General features: G+C 75.2%; 14 protein-coding genes and 1 riboswitch. Of the genes, 6 read left to right on the top strand and 8 right to left on the bottom strand.

The annotated features are described in order from the left end of the window. Positions 1-132: riboswitch (cyclic di-AMP (ydaO/yuaA leader) on the bottom strand. 143 nt (positions 133-275) lie between these two features. The 3 genes from GCE86_RS18085 to GCE86_RS18075 all read right to left on the bottom strand — a co-directional run bounded on the left by GCE86_RS18085 (position 276) and on the right by GCE86_RS18075 (position 4,443). Beyond that, positions 276-1,190, bottom strand: coding sequence for a cation diffusion facilitator family transporter (locus GCE86_RS18085; protein ID WP_154228056.1), 915 nt, complete (start codon positions 1,188-1,190; stop codon positions 276-278). An 87-nt stretch (positions 1,191-1,277) separates the two neighbouring features. Beyond that, complete coding sequence (locus GCE86_RS18080; protein ID WP_154228055.1) at positions 1,278-3,392, bottom strand: HelD family protein; 2,115 nt, start codon at positions 3,390-3,392, stop codon at positions 1,278-1,280. Between the two features lie 109 nt (positions 3,393-3,501). Further along, complete coding sequence (locus GCE86_RS18075) at positions 3,502-4,443, bottom strand: alpha/beta fold hydrolase (RefSeq protein WP_154228054.1); 942 nt, start codon at positions 4,441-4,443, stop codon at positions 3,502-3,504. Positions 4,444-4,594: 151 nt separating this feature from the next. On the opposite strand from GCE86_RS18075, the gene GCE86_RS18070 reads away from it, so the two are divergent. Next, complete coding sequence (locus tag GCE86_RS18070) at positions 4,595-5,203, top strand: carbonic anhydrase (protein WP_154228053.1); 609 nt, start codon at positions 4,595-4,597, stop codon at positions 5,201-5,203. 62 nt (positions 5,204-5,265) lie between these two features. On the opposite strand, the gene GCE86_RS18065 is transcribed toward GCE86_RS18070, so the two are convergent. After that, the gene (locus GCE86_RS18065; protein WP_154228052.1) at positions 5,266-5,595 is read right to left on the bottom strand and encodes a hypothetical protein; all 330 of its coding nucleotides are present in this window, start codon (positions 5,593-5,595) and stop codon (positions 5,266-5,268) included. Between the two features lie 330 nt (positions 5,596-5,925). On the opposite strand from GCE86_RS18065, the gene GCE86_RS18060 reads away from it, so the two are divergent. The 4 genes from GCE86_RS18060 to GCE86_RS18045 all read left to right on the top strand — a co-directional run bounded on the left by GCE86_RS18060 (position 5,926) and on the right by GCE86_RS18045 (position 11,518). Then, entirely contained in the window at positions 5,926-6,417 is a 492-nt protein-coding gene (locus tag GCE86_RS18060) for a DUF3145 domain-containing protein (protein ID WP_154228051.1), read from the top strand. Positions 6,418-6,442: 25 nt separating this feature from the next. Then, entirely contained in the window at positions 6,443-8,173 is a 1,731-nt protein-coding gene (locus GCE86_RS18055) for a glycoside hydrolase family 3 protein (protein WP_244317010.1), read from the top strand. 94 nt (positions 8,174-8,267) lie between these two features. Beyond that, a complete protein-coding gene (locus GCE86_RS18050) occupies positions 8,268-9,245 on the top strand; it encodes a glycosyltransferase family 2 protein (RefSeq protein ID WP_338106355.1) in 978 nt (325 codons plus the stop codon). Then, the gene (locus tag GCE86_RS18045; RefSeq protein WP_154228049.1) at positions 9,242-11,518 is read left to right on the top strand and encodes a DUF2298 domain-containing protein; all 2,277 of its coding nucleotides are present in this window, start codon (positions 9,242-9,244) and stop codon (positions 11,516-11,518) included. The genes GCE86_RS18050 and GCE86_RS18045 overlap by 4 nt, the downstream gene beginning before the upstream one ends. 374 nt (positions 11,519-11,892) lie before the next feature. Here GCE86_RS18045 and GCE86_RS18040 read toward each other — a convergent pair whose 3' ends face one another. Then, a complete protein-coding gene (locus tag GCE86_RS18040; RefSeq protein WP_154228048.1) occupies positions 11,893-12,609 on the bottom strand; it encodes a class I SAM-dependent methyltransferase in 717 nt (238 codons plus the stop codon). A 117-nt stretch (positions 12,610-12,726) separates the two neighbouring features. On the opposite strand from GCE86_RS18040, the gene GCE86_RS18035 reads away from it, so the two are divergent. Next, positions 12,727-12,948, top strand: a complete 222-nt coding sequence (locus tag GCE86_RS18035; RefSeq protein ID WP_154228047.1) for a hypothetical protein — start codon at positions 12,727-12,729, stop codon at positions 12,946-12,948. Between the two features lie 56 nt (positions 12,949-13,004). Here the strand turns inward: GCE86_RS18035 and fabF are convergent, their stop codons facing one another. The 3 genes from fabF to GCE86_RS18020 all read right to left on the bottom strand — a co-directional run bounded on the left by fabF (position 13,005) and on the right by GCE86_RS18020 (position 15,503). Beyond that, positions 13,005-14,231, bottom strand: coding sequence for a beta-ketoacyl-ACP synthase II (gene fabF / locus GCE86_RS18030; RefSeq protein ID WP_154228046.1), 1,227 nt, complete (start codon positions 14,229-14,231; stop codon positions 13,005-13,007). A 2-nt stretch (positions 14,232-14,233) separates the two neighbouring features. Continuing rightward, entirely contained in the window at positions 14,234-14,473 is a 240-nt protein-coding gene (locus GCE86_RS18025) for an acyl carrier protein (RefSeq protein WP_007072348.1), read from the bottom strand. An 85-nt stretch (positions 14,474-14,558) separates the two neighbouring features. Next, positions 14,559-15,503: a beta-ketoacyl-ACP synthase III gene (locus GCE86_RS18020; RefSeq protein WP_154228045.1), complete on the bottom strand. Its 945-nt coding sequence runs from the start codon at positions 15,501-15,503 to the stop codon at positions 14,559-14,561. Between the last annotated feature and the right edge of the window lie 3 nt (positions 15,504-15,506).

Below are 15,506 nucleotides of genomic sequence, written 5' to 3'. Positions count from 1 at the left end.
GTGTCCTTCCGTCAGCCGCCGACCGGGTTAGCTGACGGGTTCGGGACGGAAGATCCCTACCGCTGACGCGGATGCACCCCACGAACATGGTTCCCCGGCTCGCCCGTGCGGGCGATTAGGCGCTGGCCGCCGCGGACGCCGGTGTGCGCCGCCCGGCGGAGGCCGCGGTCGAGCCTACCGGCGCTGTGCCGGGCCGGCTCCGCAGGTCGGAGCCGGTGTCCCGGGCAAAACCGGCACAAGTGCACAATAGTCACTTGGATTTAAGATTGCCCTAATTACCACTCGACTGCGCCGCAGGCTCCCGGCGACGCTCCGGGTTCGATCTGCAACGTGGCGTGATCGATCGAGAAGTCCTCGTGCAGGGCGGTCCGCGCGGCGGCCAGCACCTCGCCGACCTCGGCGCCCGGGGTCATGGTCAGGTGGGCCGAGGCCACCTCCATGCCCGAGGTGAGCGTCCAGACGTGCAGGTCGTGCACCTCGGCGACGCCGGGCACGGCGGCCAGCCGGTCGTGCACGGCGGTCACCTGGAGGTGTTCGGGAGCGGCCTGCACGAGGATCCGGACCGCGGCGCGGCCGAGCCGCCAGGTGCGCGGCAGGATGAAGAGCCCGATCGCCACGGCGACCAGTGGATCGGCCCACCACCAGTCGGTGAGCGCGATGACCACGGCGGCCCCGATGACGCCGAGCGAGCCGAGCAGGTCGCCCAGCACCTCCAGGTACGCCCCGCGCAGGTTGATGCTCTCCTGGGCGCCGGCGCGCAGCAGCGCGAACGCGGCGATGTTGGCGAGCAGGCCGAGCACCGCCACGGCGAGCATCGGCCCGGCGAGCACCTCCGGCGGCTCGCCGAACCGGCGTACCGCCTCGACGAGGACGTAGACGGCCACGGCGCCGAGCAGCACGGCGTTGGCGAGCGCGGCCAGCACCTCGAGCCGGTAGAGCCCGAAGGTGCGCTGGGGGTCGGTGTCGGCGTGCCGGGTCGCGGTGATCGCGGCGAGCGCCATGCCGATGCCGAGGACGTCGGTGAACATGTGCCCGGCGTCGGAGAGCAGGGCCAGCGAGCCGGTCGCGAACGCGGCCACCGCCTCGACCACCATGAGGGCGGTGAGCAGCGCGAACGCGCCCCACAGCCGGCCACGGTGCCGCTGCGCGGCGTTGGCCACCGCGCCGCTGTGGTCATGACCTGCGCCCACGCACACACCCTCCCGTCCGCCACCCCGGCCGGGCTCAATCTATGCTCACATCGCTATGTGTGCAAGTGAACGCCGGATCCGCCGCCGTCAGGCGGCCGGGTCGAGCGTGGTGAGCCGCTGGGTGGCCCGGGACAGCGCCACATAGAGGGTGCGCACGCCCGACCCCGGATCGGCCCGGATCTCGCTCGGGGCGACCAGCACGACCCCGTCGTACTCCATGCCCTTGGCCTGGAGGCTGGTCACCACCTGGAGCCGGCCGCCCAGGTCGCCCAGCCAGCCGGCCACCTCGTCCCGGCGCGGCACCGGCGTGATCACGCCGACCGTGCCCTCGACGTCCGCCAGCAGCGCCCGGGCCGCGGCCGCCGTGGCGGCGGGCAGGTCGGCGGCCGGCACGGTGCGCTCGACCGGCACCACCCCGGTGGACCGGACCGCGGTGGGCAGCGCGAGATCGGGGTACACGCGGCGGATCTCCGCGGCCGCCACCGCGAAGATCTCCGCGGAGTTGCGGTAGTTGGTGGTCAGCTCGTACCGGTAGCGCCGGCGCCGGCCCAGCGCCTGGTCGCGGGCCCGCGCCAGCTCCTGCGGGTCGCCCGTCCACGCGGTCTGCGCGGGGTCGCCCACGACCGTCCAGGAGGCCAGCCGGCCGCGCCGGCCGATCATCCGCCACTGCATCGGCGAGACGTCCTGGGACTCGTCGACCACCACGTGGGCGTAGTCGCGGTAGTCCTCCGGGCGTTCCCGCGCGGCGGCCCGGGCGGCCCGCTGCCGGTCGGCGGCCGTGCTCAGCTCGCGGACACCGCCGGCCAGCTGGAACGGGTCCCGCTTCGGCTTCGCCCGCCGCACCGGCTGGCCCAGCAGCGCGTCCAGCTCGTCCAGCAGCGCCACGTCGGCGATGGTCGGCCCGTCGCCGTCCAGGCTCCGGTACGCGCCGGTCAGCAGCCGGATCTCGGCCCCGGACAGGACCCCGCCGGCGTACCGGCGCAGCCGCTCCGGGCGGGCCAGCCAGCCGAGCACGTGGCGCGGGTGCAACCGCGGCCACCAGGCCTTGAGGAACTCCCGGAACTCCGGCCGCTCGATGATCTCGTCCTCGAACGCGGGCTGCTCCGGCAGCCGGCCGATCCGCAGCGTCCGGGCCTGCGCCCAGAGCGCCGCCAGGACCGCGTCGAAGGCGGCACGGCGCACCTCGTTGCGGCGCGCGCCCCGGGACAGCGTCCGGTCCCGGATCGCGTCCAGCTCGGTCCGCTCCAACCGCAGCAGCTCACCCCGGTAGAGCAGGCGCAGCTCGGTGGGGGACCCGGGCACCCCGTCCCGGACCGCCCGCTCCAGCACCCGGCGCATCCGCAGCGACCCCTTCACGGCCGCCACCTCGGGCGGGTCGGTCCGGGTCGCCGACACGCCCGGAAAGAGCGAGCCGAGCGAGTGCAGGGTGGCCGTCTCCTCGCCGAGCGAGGGGAGCACCGAGGCGATGTACTGCACGAACACGCTCGACGGGCCGACCACCAGGATGCCGCCGCCGGCGTACCGGGCGCGGTCGGAGTACAGCAGGTACGCGGCCCGGTGCAGGGCCACGGCCGTCTTGCCGGTGCCCGGGCCGCCGGACACGATCGTGACCCCGTTGCCGGGGGAGCGGATCGCCTCGTCCTGCTCCCGCTGGATGGTGGCCACGATGTCCCGCATGCCGTGGCCGGTGGCCCGGGACAGGGTGGCCAGCAGCGCCCCGTCGCCGACCACCGCCATCTCCGGCGGCGCGGACTCCGGGTCCAGCAGGTCGTCCTCGATCCGGGTGACCTTCTCGGCCGACGACTGGATCGTGCGCCGCCGCACCACGCCCTGCGGCTCGGCCGGGGTGGCCTGGTAGAACGCCGCGGCGGCCGGCGCGCGCCAGTCCACCACGAGGGTCTCGGCGTTCTCCCCGCGCACCCCGAGCCGCCCCACGTGCAGCACCTGCCCGGTCCGCAGGTCCAGCCGGCCGAAGACCAGCCCCTCGTGCTCGGCGTCCAGCACGTGCCGGCGCTGCGCGGCATGGAAGACCATGGCGTCCCGCTCGACCAGCGCGCCGAAGTTGCCGACCCGGGCCAGCCGGTAGCCCTCCCGCTCGGCGTCGGCGGCCGACCGACGCAGTTCGGCCAGCCGGGCGTACACCCGGTCGAGATGCCGTTGTTCGACGGCGATCTCCCGTTCCAGGGTGGTCTGGTCGCTCAACGCGGGGGCTCCTGTGGTCAGACGGCGGGCTGAATGAGGGTACGGGCCGCCCACCCGGCCCGTGTCGGGGCCATGCCGCTGCCCGTCGCCCGCCCGTGCGGGTTGCCCGTTATCCGGGCGTTCCCACCCCGTGCCCGGACGCGCCCGCCCCCGTCCCCGTGAGCACCTGGCCCAGCACCCCGGCGACGGTCGCGGTCACCTCGTCGGGACGTTCCATCATGAGCATGTGACCGGCGCCCGGGCAGACGGTCAGCTCGGTGGTGGGCAGCGCCGCGGCGATCGACTCGGCGCACGGCGGCGGGGTGAGCCGGTCCCGGTCGCCGACCAGCGCGGCGGCCGGCAACCGGCCGAGCGCCGCGAGGGTGTCCAGCCGGTGCTGGGCCCCGATCGAGGCGCGGAACCCGCCGATCGAGCGCAGCGAGGCACGGGCCACCGCCGAGGTGACCAGCCGGATGTCGGCGGGGTCGCAGCGGTCGCCGAAGAGCATCCAGCGGATGCTCGGGCGGAGCGCCCGCAGCAGCGCGTGCGGCGGGCGCCAGGCGCCGCAGCGGGCCAGCACCCCGGCGCCGGTGGTCTCGGCGAGCCGGATCAGCCGGGCGATCCGCGGGGACAGCCCGTAGACGGTGTGGGTGTGCCCCTCGGCGGTGGTCGAGACGAAGACCAGGCCGGCGACCCGGTCGGCGAACCGGTCGGGGTGACGGTGGGCGTACTCCATCACGGTCATCCCGCCCATGGAGTGCCCGACCAGCACGATCGGCCCGGACGGGACGAGCTGGTCGACCACGGCGGCCAGGTCGTCGCCGAGCTGGGCCAGGGTGGCGGTGCGCAGCGCCATGCAGCTCGACCGGCCGTGCCCCCGGGCGTCGTAGGTGAGCACCCGGACCCGGTCGCCGAAGCGGTCGCGCAGCCCCGCGAGCTGGTGGTGCCAGCTGCGCCCGTCCAGCGTCCAGCCGTGCAGCAGGACGGCGGTGACCTCGGCGTCGACCGGCCCGGTCGCGGTCACGTGCAGGCGTACGCCGTCCGGAAGCCGCACCTCCAGATGCTCCGGCATGTGCCACCTCCCCGGGCCGGCCGGTGTCCGTCACACCGGAGTGACCCGGCGGTAACACCGGCGTACCCGTCATGACAGCACGGCAACCGGGGTGGTGAGAAGATTCCCAACCCCGCCGCACGGCGCCGGATCGGTGACCAGGCTGGAGGGCATGCCCACCCCCGCCGCCCGGACGCCCCGGGCCGCCCTGGCCGAGCTGCTCGCCGGCAACCGGCGCTTCGTCAGCGGGCAGCCGGTGCACGGCCACGACGTGACGGCGGCCGCCGCGGTGGCCTCCGGCGACCAGCAGCCGTACGCCGTGGTGCTGGGCTGCATCGACTCGCGGGTGCCGCTGGAGGCGATCTTCGACCAGACGTTCGGCTCGATCTGTGTGATCCGCACCGGCGCGCACGTGCTCGACCGGGCGGTCTGCGGCTCGATCGAGTACGTGGTCGGGCAGCTCGGCGTGCGGCTGGTGATGGTGCTCGGGCACGAGCGCTGCGGCGCGGTGGGCGCGGCGGTCGACGCGCTGCGCGCCGGGGAACGACCCGGTGGTGCGCTGGGCTACGTGGTGGACCGGATCACACCGGCGGTCCACGAGGTGGGCGTGGACGACCCGGCCGCCCACCCCCTGGCCGTGCGGCGGCACGTCCGGCGCACGGTGGCCGCCCTGCGCGCCGAGGACCTGCTGGCCGGCCCGGTGGCGGCCGGGCAGGTGGCCGTGGTCGGCGCCCTCTACGACCTGGCCACCGGCGAGGTGGCGCTGCTCCCGGAGGAGTGAGCAGACAGAACCGCCCGCCGGGTGACCCGGCGGGCGGTTCGTGGTGTCGCGGGTGAGGGCGCTCAGCCCTCGAAGACGCCGGCCTCGACGAGACGCTTCTCGGTCTTGTCCCAGCCGTGGTCCGGGTGGGTGGCGGCCAGCGCGTTGATCTCGGCGCGGACCTTGGCGGCGTGGCCGGCGGCGGCCAGCACGCGGATCTCCTCGACGAAGGCGTCGGAGTCGGTGCGCAGGTGCGCGGTCTTGCCGTTGGTCAGGTTGCGCACGTAGGCGTGCTTGCCGCCGTTGAGCGGGATCAGGTACTTGAACTCGCCCAGCACGCTGAGGGCGCCACCCTGGCCAGCCTGGCCGGCCCGGACTGACGCGCGCGCGGTCTTAGAGGTGTTGCTCGCCACGGAGGTACTCCTTGCAGACGTACGGGAGGACGGAAACCGTCCGGGGGCTGATGTGCGGTTTGACGCCCGGGGTGAGCGTCAGCCCGCGAAGACGTGCGGCGGCACAGAACCGCCCAGAGAACTGTACACGACCTCGACGCCTGGCTGGTCATCGCGCCGTCAGGGAGCACAACCGGGTCAGCCTCCCGGGTATTTCCCGGTCACCGGCACCGGCGAATTTTCCGATTCGCTGGCGCACCATCCGTCACACGGGTCATCATGTGTTCCAGAGGCCACTCGTGTGGACGAGGTCGTAGGGGAAGACGCACCTCGGCTCACCGGGAGGTCACCGTGCCAACGCGTGGCGTCGTATACGTCCACTCGACCCCGCTCGCCGTGTGCTCGCACGTCGAGTGGGCGATCGCGCGCGTCCTCGCCGCGCCGGTCAACCTGCACTGGACGGCCCAGCCCGTCGATCCGGGGGCGCGCCGCGCCGAGTGCGGGTGGACCGGCAGCCCGGGGACCGGCGCCGAACTGGCTGCTGCCCTCCGGCAGTGGCCCATGATCCGTTTCGAGGTGACCGAGGAGCCCAGCCCCGGAGTCGACGGCGAGCGGTTCATGTACGTCCCGGGGCGCGGCCTGTTCCGGGCCACCGTGGGCGCGGCCGGTGACATCCAGCTCGGCGAGGACCGGCTGCGCAGCATCATGGCCTCCGCCCGGGCACCGGAGGCGCTCGCCCACGCCCTCGACAAGGCCCTCGGCACCGCGTGGGACGCCGAACTGGAGCCCTACCGCTACGCCGGGGACGGCGCCCCCGTGACGCTGCTCACCCGGGTGGGCTGACGGAAGGTCAAGTTGCCCCGATACGGTGGGGCGCGTGTCGATTTCCCCGCGTCGCGTCGGCGTCGCGTTCGCCGCACTGACCGCGCTGCTCGTCTCCGGGTGCTCGGGTGAGCCCGAACGGCCCCGACCCGCCCCGTCGAGCCCGGCGCCGGCCCCGTCGTCGGCCGCCCCCACCCCGACCGGCGCCGACCCGGCCGCCCGGGCGGCCGCCCTGGTGGCGACGCTCTCCGACGAGGATCTCGTCGGCCAGGTGCTGATGCCCTACGCGTACGGCAGCTCCGCCACGAAGGTCTCGCCCGGCTCGGCGGCCGGCAACCGCGCTCTGGCCGGGGTCGGCACCCCCGCGGAGATGGTCGCGAAGTACCGCCTCGGCGGCCTCATCCTGGTCGGCTTCAGCGCCGACGACCCCACCTCGGGCAACCAGGCCACCACCAACGTCGACAACCCGAAGCAGGTCCGCGCCCTGACCGACGGCCTGCGGGCGGCCGCCGGCCGGCTGCCCGCCGGCGCCGCCCCCTTCCTGGTCGGCACCGACCAGGAGTACGGGGTGGTCACCCGGATCACCGACGGGGTGACGCTGCTGCCCAGCCCGCTCGCCGCCGGCGCCGCCGGCAACCCGGCGCTCACCGAGGCCGCCTGGCGGGCCGCCGGCGCCGAGCTGGCCGCCATGGGCGTCAACCTGGACTTCGCGCCGGTCGCCGACGTGCTGGCCACCCGCAGCACGGTGATCGGCTCCCGCTCCTTCGGCGCCGACCCGGCGACCGCCTCGGCCCAGGTGGCCGGCGCGGTCCGCGGCCTCCAGGCCGAGGGGGTCGGCGCCGCCGTCAAGCACTTCCCCGGGCACGGCCTCACCGCCGCCGACTCGCACACCGACCTGCCCGTGGTCGGGCAGTCCCGCGCCGTGCTGGACCGGGTCGCGTTCCCGCCGTTCCACGCCGGGATCGACGCCGGGGCCATGGCCGTGATGTCGGCCCACCTGGACGTCAAGGCGGTCGACCCGGGCACCCCGGCCACCTTCTCCCACAAGCTGCTCACCGACGTGCTCCGCGGGCAGCTGGGCTTCCAGGGCGTGGTGATCACCGACGGGATGAACATGGCGCCGGCCAAGCGGTGGTCGCCGGGGGAGGCCGCGGTCCGGGCGTTGAACGCCGGCAACGACCTCATCCTCATGACCCCGAACGTGGGCCAGGCGTACGACGGGCTGCGCGCCGCGCTCAAGGACGGCTCGCTGCCCCGGACCCGGCTGGTCGAGGCGGTCACCCGGGTGCTGACCATGAAGTTCAAGCTGGCCGACCGGCCGGCGCCGGCCCTGTCGACGCTGGACAGCCCCGCGCACCGCAAGGCCGCCGCCGACCTGGCCGCCGCCGCGGTGACCATCCTGCGCGGCCGGTGCGGCAGCCCGGTCGCCGGCCCGGTCACCGTCACCGCCTCCGCGGGCCGGGACCGCACCCGGGCCGCGCTGGCCGACGCGCTCACCGCGGCCGGGGTCAAGGTGGTGCCGAGCGGCGGCACCGTGGTGCACCTCGTCGGGTACGGCGACGGCAGCAAGGACCTGCGCGCCGACGCGACCGTGACGGTGGCCATGGACACCCCGTACGTGCTGGCCGGGGCGAAGTCGCCGACCCTCCTGGCCACCTACTCGTCCACCCGGGCGTCGATGACCGCGCTGGCCGCGGTGCTCGCCGGCAAGGCCCGCCCGACCGGCCACTCCCCGGTCAAGGTGTCCGGCCTGCCCGCCACCACCTGCGGCACCTGACCGGGGCGAGGCGGGGCGACCGGCCCGGTCACGACCTGCCCGACTGGTAGCGTCGGCCCCGTCCGCCGCCAGGGAGTCCGGGGGGTCGAGTGCCGTGACCGCGCCGCAGCCGGCCCTGTCCGTGGTGGTGCCGATGTTCAACGAGGAGGCCGTCCTCCCGCTGCTCGCCCTGCGGCTGCGCGGCGTGCTGGACGGGCTCGGCGAGGCGTACGAGGTGGTGGCCGTCGACGACGGCAGCACCGACGCCACCCCGGCGGCGCTGGCCGCGCTGCGGGTCGGCTGGCCCGAGCTGCGGGTGCTCCGGCTGCGCCGCAACAGCGGGCACCAGGCTGCCCTGCACGCCGGCCTGCTCCGCGCCCGGGGCGCGTACGTGGTCAGCATCGACGCCGACCTCCAGGATCCGCCCGAGGTGATCGTCGAGCTGCTCCGCCGGGCCCGCGCCGACGGCCTCGACGTGGTCTACGCCGTGCGCGCCGATCGCAGCCGGGACACCCGGTTCAAGCGGTGGAGCGCCGCCGGCTACTACCGGCTGGTCCGGCGGGTGGTCGGCGAGCAGGTTCCCGCCCAGGCCGGCGACTTCCGGCTGCTCAGCCGGGCCGTCGTGGAGGCGCTGCGGGAGCTGCCCGAGCGCAGCCCGGTGCTCCGGTTGGTGGTGCCCTGGCTCGGCTTCCCCAGCGCCGAGGTGACCTACGAGCGGCAGGAACGCGCCGCCGGCCGGACGAAGTACCCGCTGTCCCGGATGGCCGGGCTGGCCGCCGAGAGCGTCACGAGCTTCTCCGCCGCCCCGCTGCGGGTGGCCACCTGGCTGGGCCTGGCCGGGGTGGCCGTCTGCGGGGTGCTCGTGGTGGTGGCCGTGCTGGCCTGGTTCGCCGGCGCCACGGTCAGCGGCTGGCCCTCGCTCTACGTGGCGATCCTCTTCCTCGGCGCGGTGCAGCTGCTCTGCCTCGGCCTGCTCGGCGAGTACGTGGCCCGCATCTACACGGCCGTGCAGGGCCGGCCCGCGTACCTGGTGGCCGCCGACAGCGCCGCCGCCCACCCGGATCCCGCCGAGCTGGCCGACAGCCTGCGGTGACCGCCGTCGCCACCGGCGCCGCCACGGCGGCCGTCGACCCGCGCCGCCGTCCGGCCGCGCTGCGCGTTGCCCCGGCCGTGGCCGGGTACGCCGCCGTGGCCGCGGTGCTGCTGGCCGCCGGCACCCCGGCCGGCGCGATCGCCCGCTGGACGGCGTACGCGGCGCTGGCCGTGCTGCTGCCCGGCACGCTGGTGTTCCGCGCGCTGCGCCGCCGGCCGCACACCCTGGTCGAGGACCTGGCCATGGGTGCGGCCGTCGGCCTGGTGCTGGAGCTCGTGGCGTGGGCCGGCTTCACCGCGGCGGGGCTGCCCGGCTGGCTGCGGCTCTGGCCGCTCGCCGTGGTGGCGCCGTTCGCGGCCGTGCCCCGGCTGCGCCGGCACTGGCGGGTGCGGTACCCGACCGTGGCGCCGGTGGGGTGGGCCTGGTCGCTGGCCGGGGTGGTGGCCGGGTTCACCCTCTACCTGTACGGCTCGTTCCTCGCCGTCAACCCGGTGCTGCCCACCGACGAGGGGCAGGCCCAGTACATCGACCTGGCCTTCCAGCTCTCCATCGCCGGGGCGGCCACCCACCAGGTGCCGCCCGAGGTGCCGCAGGTCGCGGGGGAGCCGCTGCATTACCACTGGTTCGGCTTCGCCCACCTGGCCGCCACCAGCCTGGTCAGCGGGGTGGACCTGCCCACGGTGCTGTTCCGGCTGGCCGTGCCGGCGCTCTGCGCGCTCGCCGCCGTGCTGGTGGCCGTGGTCGGCTGGCGGATCACCGGCCGCCCGTACGCCGGGGTGGTGGCCGCCGCGCTGCTGTTCACGGTGGGCGAGTTCGGCTTCGAGAACGGCTGGCGCCAGCTCTTCGGCAGCCAGGCCACCTTCATCGTCTGGGGCAGCCCGTCGATGACGTACAGCTGGGTGTTGCTGCTCCCGCTGATCGCCGCGCTCGGTGAGCTCGTCGGCCGGGCCCGCGGGGTGGCCGTGCCCGCGCTGGGACGCGGCGCCTGGGCGCTGGCGGTCCTCTTCCTGGCCGCGTCCACCGGCGCGAAGGCCAGTTCCCTGCCGGTGGTGCTGGCCGCGCTCGCCCTCACCGCCGCGGCGACCCTGGTGCTGTGCCGCCGGCTGCCCCGGAAGGCGCTGGTCGCGGCCGGCCTGGCCCTGGCCGCGCAGGGGTTCGCCACAGCGGTGCTGTTCGCCTTCGAGAGCCACGGCGTGGTCCTCGCCCCTTTCTCCGGGCTGCGCCCCTACGTGCCGGCCGGCCGATCGGCCGGGGGGACGGCGCTGTGGTGGGCGCTGGTCGGTCTGGCGTTCCTGCTCAATCTCCAGCTCCGGGTGGCCGGCGCCGCGGCCCTGCTCCGGCTGCGCCGGGGGCGGCTCGAGCCCGTGCAGGTGTTCCTGCTCGGCGGCGCGCTCGCCGGCCCGGCGATCTACCTGCTCGTCGGCCACCCCGGCAGCAGCAACCAGTACTTCACCCGCACCGGCTTCGCGTTCGGGGTGCTGCTGTCCGCCTGGGGCTGGGCCGAGGTGGCCGAGCGGGCCGCCCTCTCCCCCCGGGGCCGGTGGCTGCTGGGCGCCGGCACCGCGGGGTTCGCCGTGCTGCTCACCGCGGTGCAGCTCGGCTCCGCGACCAGTTCGCCGGCCGTTCCCGCGTACGCCCCGGTGCTGCCGCTGCTGCGCTGGGCGGCCGTGCTGACCGTTCCGGCGGTGCTGGTGTTCCTCTGCTGGCCGGCCCTCGTGGGGCGCTGGCCGGGGCTGGCCGGCCGGGGCGGGCTCGTGCTGCTCACCGCCGTGCTGACCGCCGGTGCGCCGGGGCTGGTACTGGACGCCGCGGCGACCCGGGTCTACCCGAACGGCGGCGCGTACCCGGTGGTGGCGATGCCCGCCTCCCGGGTCGAGGCGGCCCGCTGGGTCCACGCGCACAGCGCCCCCGGCGACGTGCTCGCCACCAACGCGCACTGCCGGGAGGTGGTGGACGGGTGGTGCGACGCCCGGTCGTTCTGGCTCAGCGGCTACGCCGAGCGGTCCGTGCTGGTCGAGGGGTGGGCGTTCGCGCCGCGGATGGTCGGCCGGCCGGACGGCCCCTACGCGCCGTTCTGGGACACCGACCGGCAGCGTGCCAACGACGAGGCCTTCACGGCCCCCACGGCCACCGGCCTGGCCGACCTGCGCGACCGGTACGGGGTGCGTTGGCTGGTGGTGGACCGGCAGGTCGGCGCCGAGTCACCGGCCCTGCGGACGCTGGCCGACCTGCGCTTCGAGAACTCCCGGACGGCCGTCTACCGGCTGCGCTGAGGGTGCGCTCGCGGTGGCCCGGGGGTGCTCGTCGCCGCAGCCGGCGATCCCGCCAAGGGGTCAGCGCGGCCGACACGGCGCCAGCAGTGACGCAGCGTGATGAACCGGCTGGGGGCGGAGGAGGGCCCCTCCGACGCTTTGCTCTGCAGCCCTCCACGCAGCAGGCACGCGCGGTCACTGCTGCGTTCATGGCTGCAGAGCAAAGGCGGCGGGGTGGGGTTCCGGGCTCCGTCGTCCAACGTGGAAGAGTGCCTGGTCCGGGGTCCTTGGTAGGGCAAATGAGACGAAAATCGGCAACCGGCGACGCTCACACAGCGTGAATCTGAGGCTGAGGAAAGCTCTGTCACGCAGAGTGGTTGGCCGCCCGTTGCGGCTCAGCCGCCGGCGGGGCGGTGGGCGCGCAGCATCAGCGATACCCCGGGCAGCGCCCGCACCGGCAGGTGGCGCTCGGCCGTGACGACCGTGCGCAGCCCCAGGTTGACCAGCGGGTGCGGCGCGTCCAGATCCGAGCCGGTCGAGCGGCGCCGCCGCCAGGCGGCGACGGGGCGGAGCAGCACGTTCCAGCTCCACAGCTCGTCGACCACCAGGCCGGCCTTCGCCACGACGGCCCGCAGCCCGGCGCGGTCGTAGCGGCGGACGTGCCCGACCGCCACGTCGTGCGCCGACCAGAGCCGCATGTCGGCCGGCACCGCGATGAGCGCCGTCCCGCCGGGGCGCAGCACCCGCCGGATCTCGGCGGCGGCGAGATGGTCCTCGTCGAAATGCTCCAGGATGTCGAAGGCGACCACCAGGCCCAGGCCGGCCGAGGGCACCGGCAGGTGCCGGGCATCGGCCCGGACCACGGCCAGGCCCCGCTCCCGGGCCACCCCGGCGCCCTCGGCGCTGTATTCCAGCGCGAGGGGCCGCCAGCCGTGCGCCCGCAGCACCCGCGTGTTGCCGCCGCCGGCCGCGCCGATATCCAGCGCCCGTCCCGGGCGGGTGCCGGCCGCGGCCAACCGGCGCAGCGCCCGGCCCAGCAGGACCCGCCGCTCCCGGTACCACCAGTGGGTGTCCTCCAGCGCGGCGAGCTTGCGGATCTCGGTCGCTTCCACGGGCGGGTGCTCCTCGACGGCTCGGCGGTCCTCACCCTAACGACCGCGGCCGGCCCGGACCGGCCCGCCGGCAAATCCGGGTGCGACCCGGCGCGGGCGCTGGCAGGGTGGGCGCCCATGGGAGAGCGCGCGCAGGGCTTCCGCTACGACGAACGGGCCGACGGCTCCGTGGTGATCACCCACCACGGCCGGGTCGCCGCCACGCTGCGAGGCGGGCGCGCCGCGCAGTTCCTCGCCGAGGTCGGCGACGACCCGCAACTGGTGATGGCCCGGTGGACCGGCAACTACCGGCGGGGCAACGAACGGACCGCCCGGCAGCATCCCCGCAACCGGGGCTGAGACGCGGTACGGGCCCGCGTCCTGACAGGACGCGGGCCCGGACGGGTGCGTGGTGCTCAGGCCCGGGTGAAGACCAGGGCCACGTTGTGCCCGCCGAAGCCGAACGCGTTGTTCAGCGCCGCGGGGATCTCCAGGTGGCGCGCCTTGTGCGCGGCGACCTCCAGGGTGAGCCCGTCGTCCGGGTCGTCCAGGTTGATCGTCGGCGGCACGACGCCGTCCCGGATGGCCAGGATGGTGGCGATCGACTCCAGCGCGCCGGCCGCGCCGAGCAGGTGCCCGGTCATCGACTTGGTGGCCGTCAGCAGCGGGTGGTCGCCCACCGCCGTGCGCAGCGCGCCGATCTCCAGCATGTCGCCGACCGGGGTCGAGGTGGCGTGCGCGTTGACGTGCCGGATGTCGGTCTTCGCGACGTCCGCGTCCGCGACCGCCTTGGCGATGGCCCGGATGGCGCCCTCGCCCTCGGCGTGCGGCTGCACGATGTCGTACGCGTCCGAGGTGATGCCGGCGCCGGCGAGGCGCGCGTAGACCCGGGCGCCGCGGGCGGCGGCGTGGTCGGCGCGCTCCAGGACCACCACGCCCGCGCCCTCGCCGAGGACGAAGCCGTCGCGGCCCTTGTCCCAGGGGCGGGACGCCTTCTCCGGATCGTCGTTGCGGGTCGACATGGCCCGCATCGACGCGAAGCCGGCGATCGGCAGCGGGTGGATGACCGCCTCGGTGCCGCCGGCCACCACCACGTCGGCCCGGCCGGAACGGATGATGTCCAGCCCCAGCGCGATCGCCTCCGCGCCGGTCGCGCAGGCGCTGGCCACCGAGTGCACCCCGGCCTTGGCGCCGAGTTCCAGGCCGACCCAGGCGGCCGGGCCGTTCGGCATCAGCATCGGCACGGTGTGCGGGGAGACCCGCCGCGGGCCGGACGCCTCCAGGATGTCGTCCTGGGCGAGCAGGGTGGTGGCGCCGCCGATGCCGGAGCCGACGCTGACCGCCAGCCGCTCCGGGTCCAGCCCGGAGTCGGCCAGGCCGGCGTCCGCCCAGGCCTGCTGCGCCGCCACGATGGCGATCGCCTCGGAGCGGTCGAGCCGACGGAGCTTGACCCGGTCCAGCACCGTCGACGGCTCGACGGCGAGCTGCGCGGCGATCCGCACGGGCAGTTGCGCGGCCCACTCCTGGGTGAGCGCACTCACCCCGGAGCGGCCGGCGAGCATGGCGTCCCAGGTCGACGCGACGTCCCCGCCGAGCGGGGTCGTCGCGCCGAGCCCGGTGACGACGACGTCGGGGCGACTCATGATCAGGACTGCGCCTCGATGTAGCTGACGGCGTCACCGACGGTCTTGAGGTTCTGCACCTCGTTGTCCGGGATCTTGACGCCGAACTTCTCCTCGGCCGCCACCACGACCTCCACCATGGAGAGCGAGTCGACGTCGAGGTCGTCGGTGAAGGACTTCCCCTCGGCCACGTCGTCCGGGTTCACCCCGGCAACCTCTTCGAGGATCTCGGCGAGGCCGGCGGTGATCTCGTCACGGGTCATTGCGGTTGGTTCCTCTCATCGGGGGTTCACTCGACGGCCGGCGACGCCGGTCGTCACACCTCGGCGCTCACGCCCGAGGGGGTCTTCAGGGGCAGCGGACGACCTGACCCGCGTAGGTCAGGCCACCGCCGAAGCCGAACAGCAGCACCGGGGCCCCGGAGGGCACCTCGCGCCGCTCGACCATCTTCGACAGGGCCAGCGGCACGCTCGCCGCCGACGTGTTGCCGGACTCGACGATGTCCTTCGCGACGATCGCGTTGGGGATGTCGAGCCGCTTGGCGATCCCGTCGATGATCCGCGCGTTGGCCTGGTGCGGCACGAACGCGGCCAGCTCCGACGGGGCGACCCCGGCCTTCTCGCAGGCCTCGAGCGCGAGCGGGGCCAGCGCCGTGGTGGCCCAGCGGAAGACCGCCTGCCCCTCCTGCGCGATGTACGGCCGCCAGCCCTCGATCCGGACCGCGTCGCTCTTCTCCGGCACCGAGCCCCACACCACCGGGCCCACCCCCGCCGGCTCGCCCTCGGCGGTCGCCGTGACCACGGCCGCGCCGGCGCCGTCGCCGAAGATGATGCAGGTCGAGCGGTCGGTCCAGTCGGTGAAGTCGGAGAGCTTCTCGGCGCCGATGACGATCGCGTTGCGCGCGGCGCCGGCCCGGATGGCGTGGTCGACGGTGCCCAGCGCGTACGCGAAGCCGGAGCAGGCGGTGTTGATGTCGTACGCGCCCGGCGCGTTGATGCCCAGCTTGGCCGCGACCCGGCAGGCCACGTTGGGGCTGCGGTCCACCGAGGTGCAGGTGGCCACCACGACGAGGTCGATGTCGGCCGCGGTGAGGCCCGAGTTGGCCAGCGCCTTGCCGGCGGCGGCGGTCGCCATGTCGGCAACCGTCTCGTCACCGGCGATCCGCCGGGTGACGATGCCGACCCGGTCCCGGATCCACTCGTCGTTGGTGTCGACCATCTGGGCGAGGTCGTCGTTGGTGACCACGCGGGAGGGCTGGTAGTGCCCCATCGCGACGATCCGGCTGCCGGGCATCAG

Origin of the sequence: Micromonospora terminaliae, assembly GCF_009671205.1 — a bacterium.
Taxonomy (GTDB): domain Bacteria; phylum Actinomycetota; class Actinomycetes; order Mycobacteriales; family Micromonosporaceae; genus Micromonospora; species Micromonospora terminaliae.
The sequence above is the reverse complement of the archived record's forward strand: the minus strand, read 5'-3'. Positions and strand labels throughout refer to the sequence as shown.

Excerpts from the sequence above, each read along its gene's own strand:
- GCE86_RS18075 (WP_154228054.1), bottom strand. The coding sequence starts at position 4,443 with ATGCCGGAGCATCTGGAGGTGCGGCTTCCGGACGGCGTACGCCTGCAC.
- GCE86_RS18070 (WP_154228053.1), top strand. The coding sequence starts at position 4,595 with ATGCCCACCCCCGCCGCCCGGACGCCCCGGGCCGCCCTGGCCGAGCTG.
- GCE86_RS18035 (WP_154228047.1), top strand. The coding sequence starts at position 12,727 with ATGGGAGAGCGCGCGCAGGGCTTCCGCTACGACGAACGGGCCGACGGC.
- fabF (WP_154228046.1), bottom strand. The coding sequence starts at position 14,231 with ATGAGTCGCCCCGACGTCGTCGTCACCGGGCTCGGCGCGACGACCCCG.
- GCE86_RS18025 (WP_007072348.1), bottom strand. The coding sequence starts at position 14,473 with ATGACCCGTGACGAGATCACCGCCGGCCTCGCCGAGATCCTCGAAGAG.
- GCE86_RS18020 (WP_154228045.1), bottom strand. The coding sequence starts at position 15,503 with ATGCCCGGCAGCCGGATCGTCGCGATGGGGCACTACCAGCCCTCCCGC.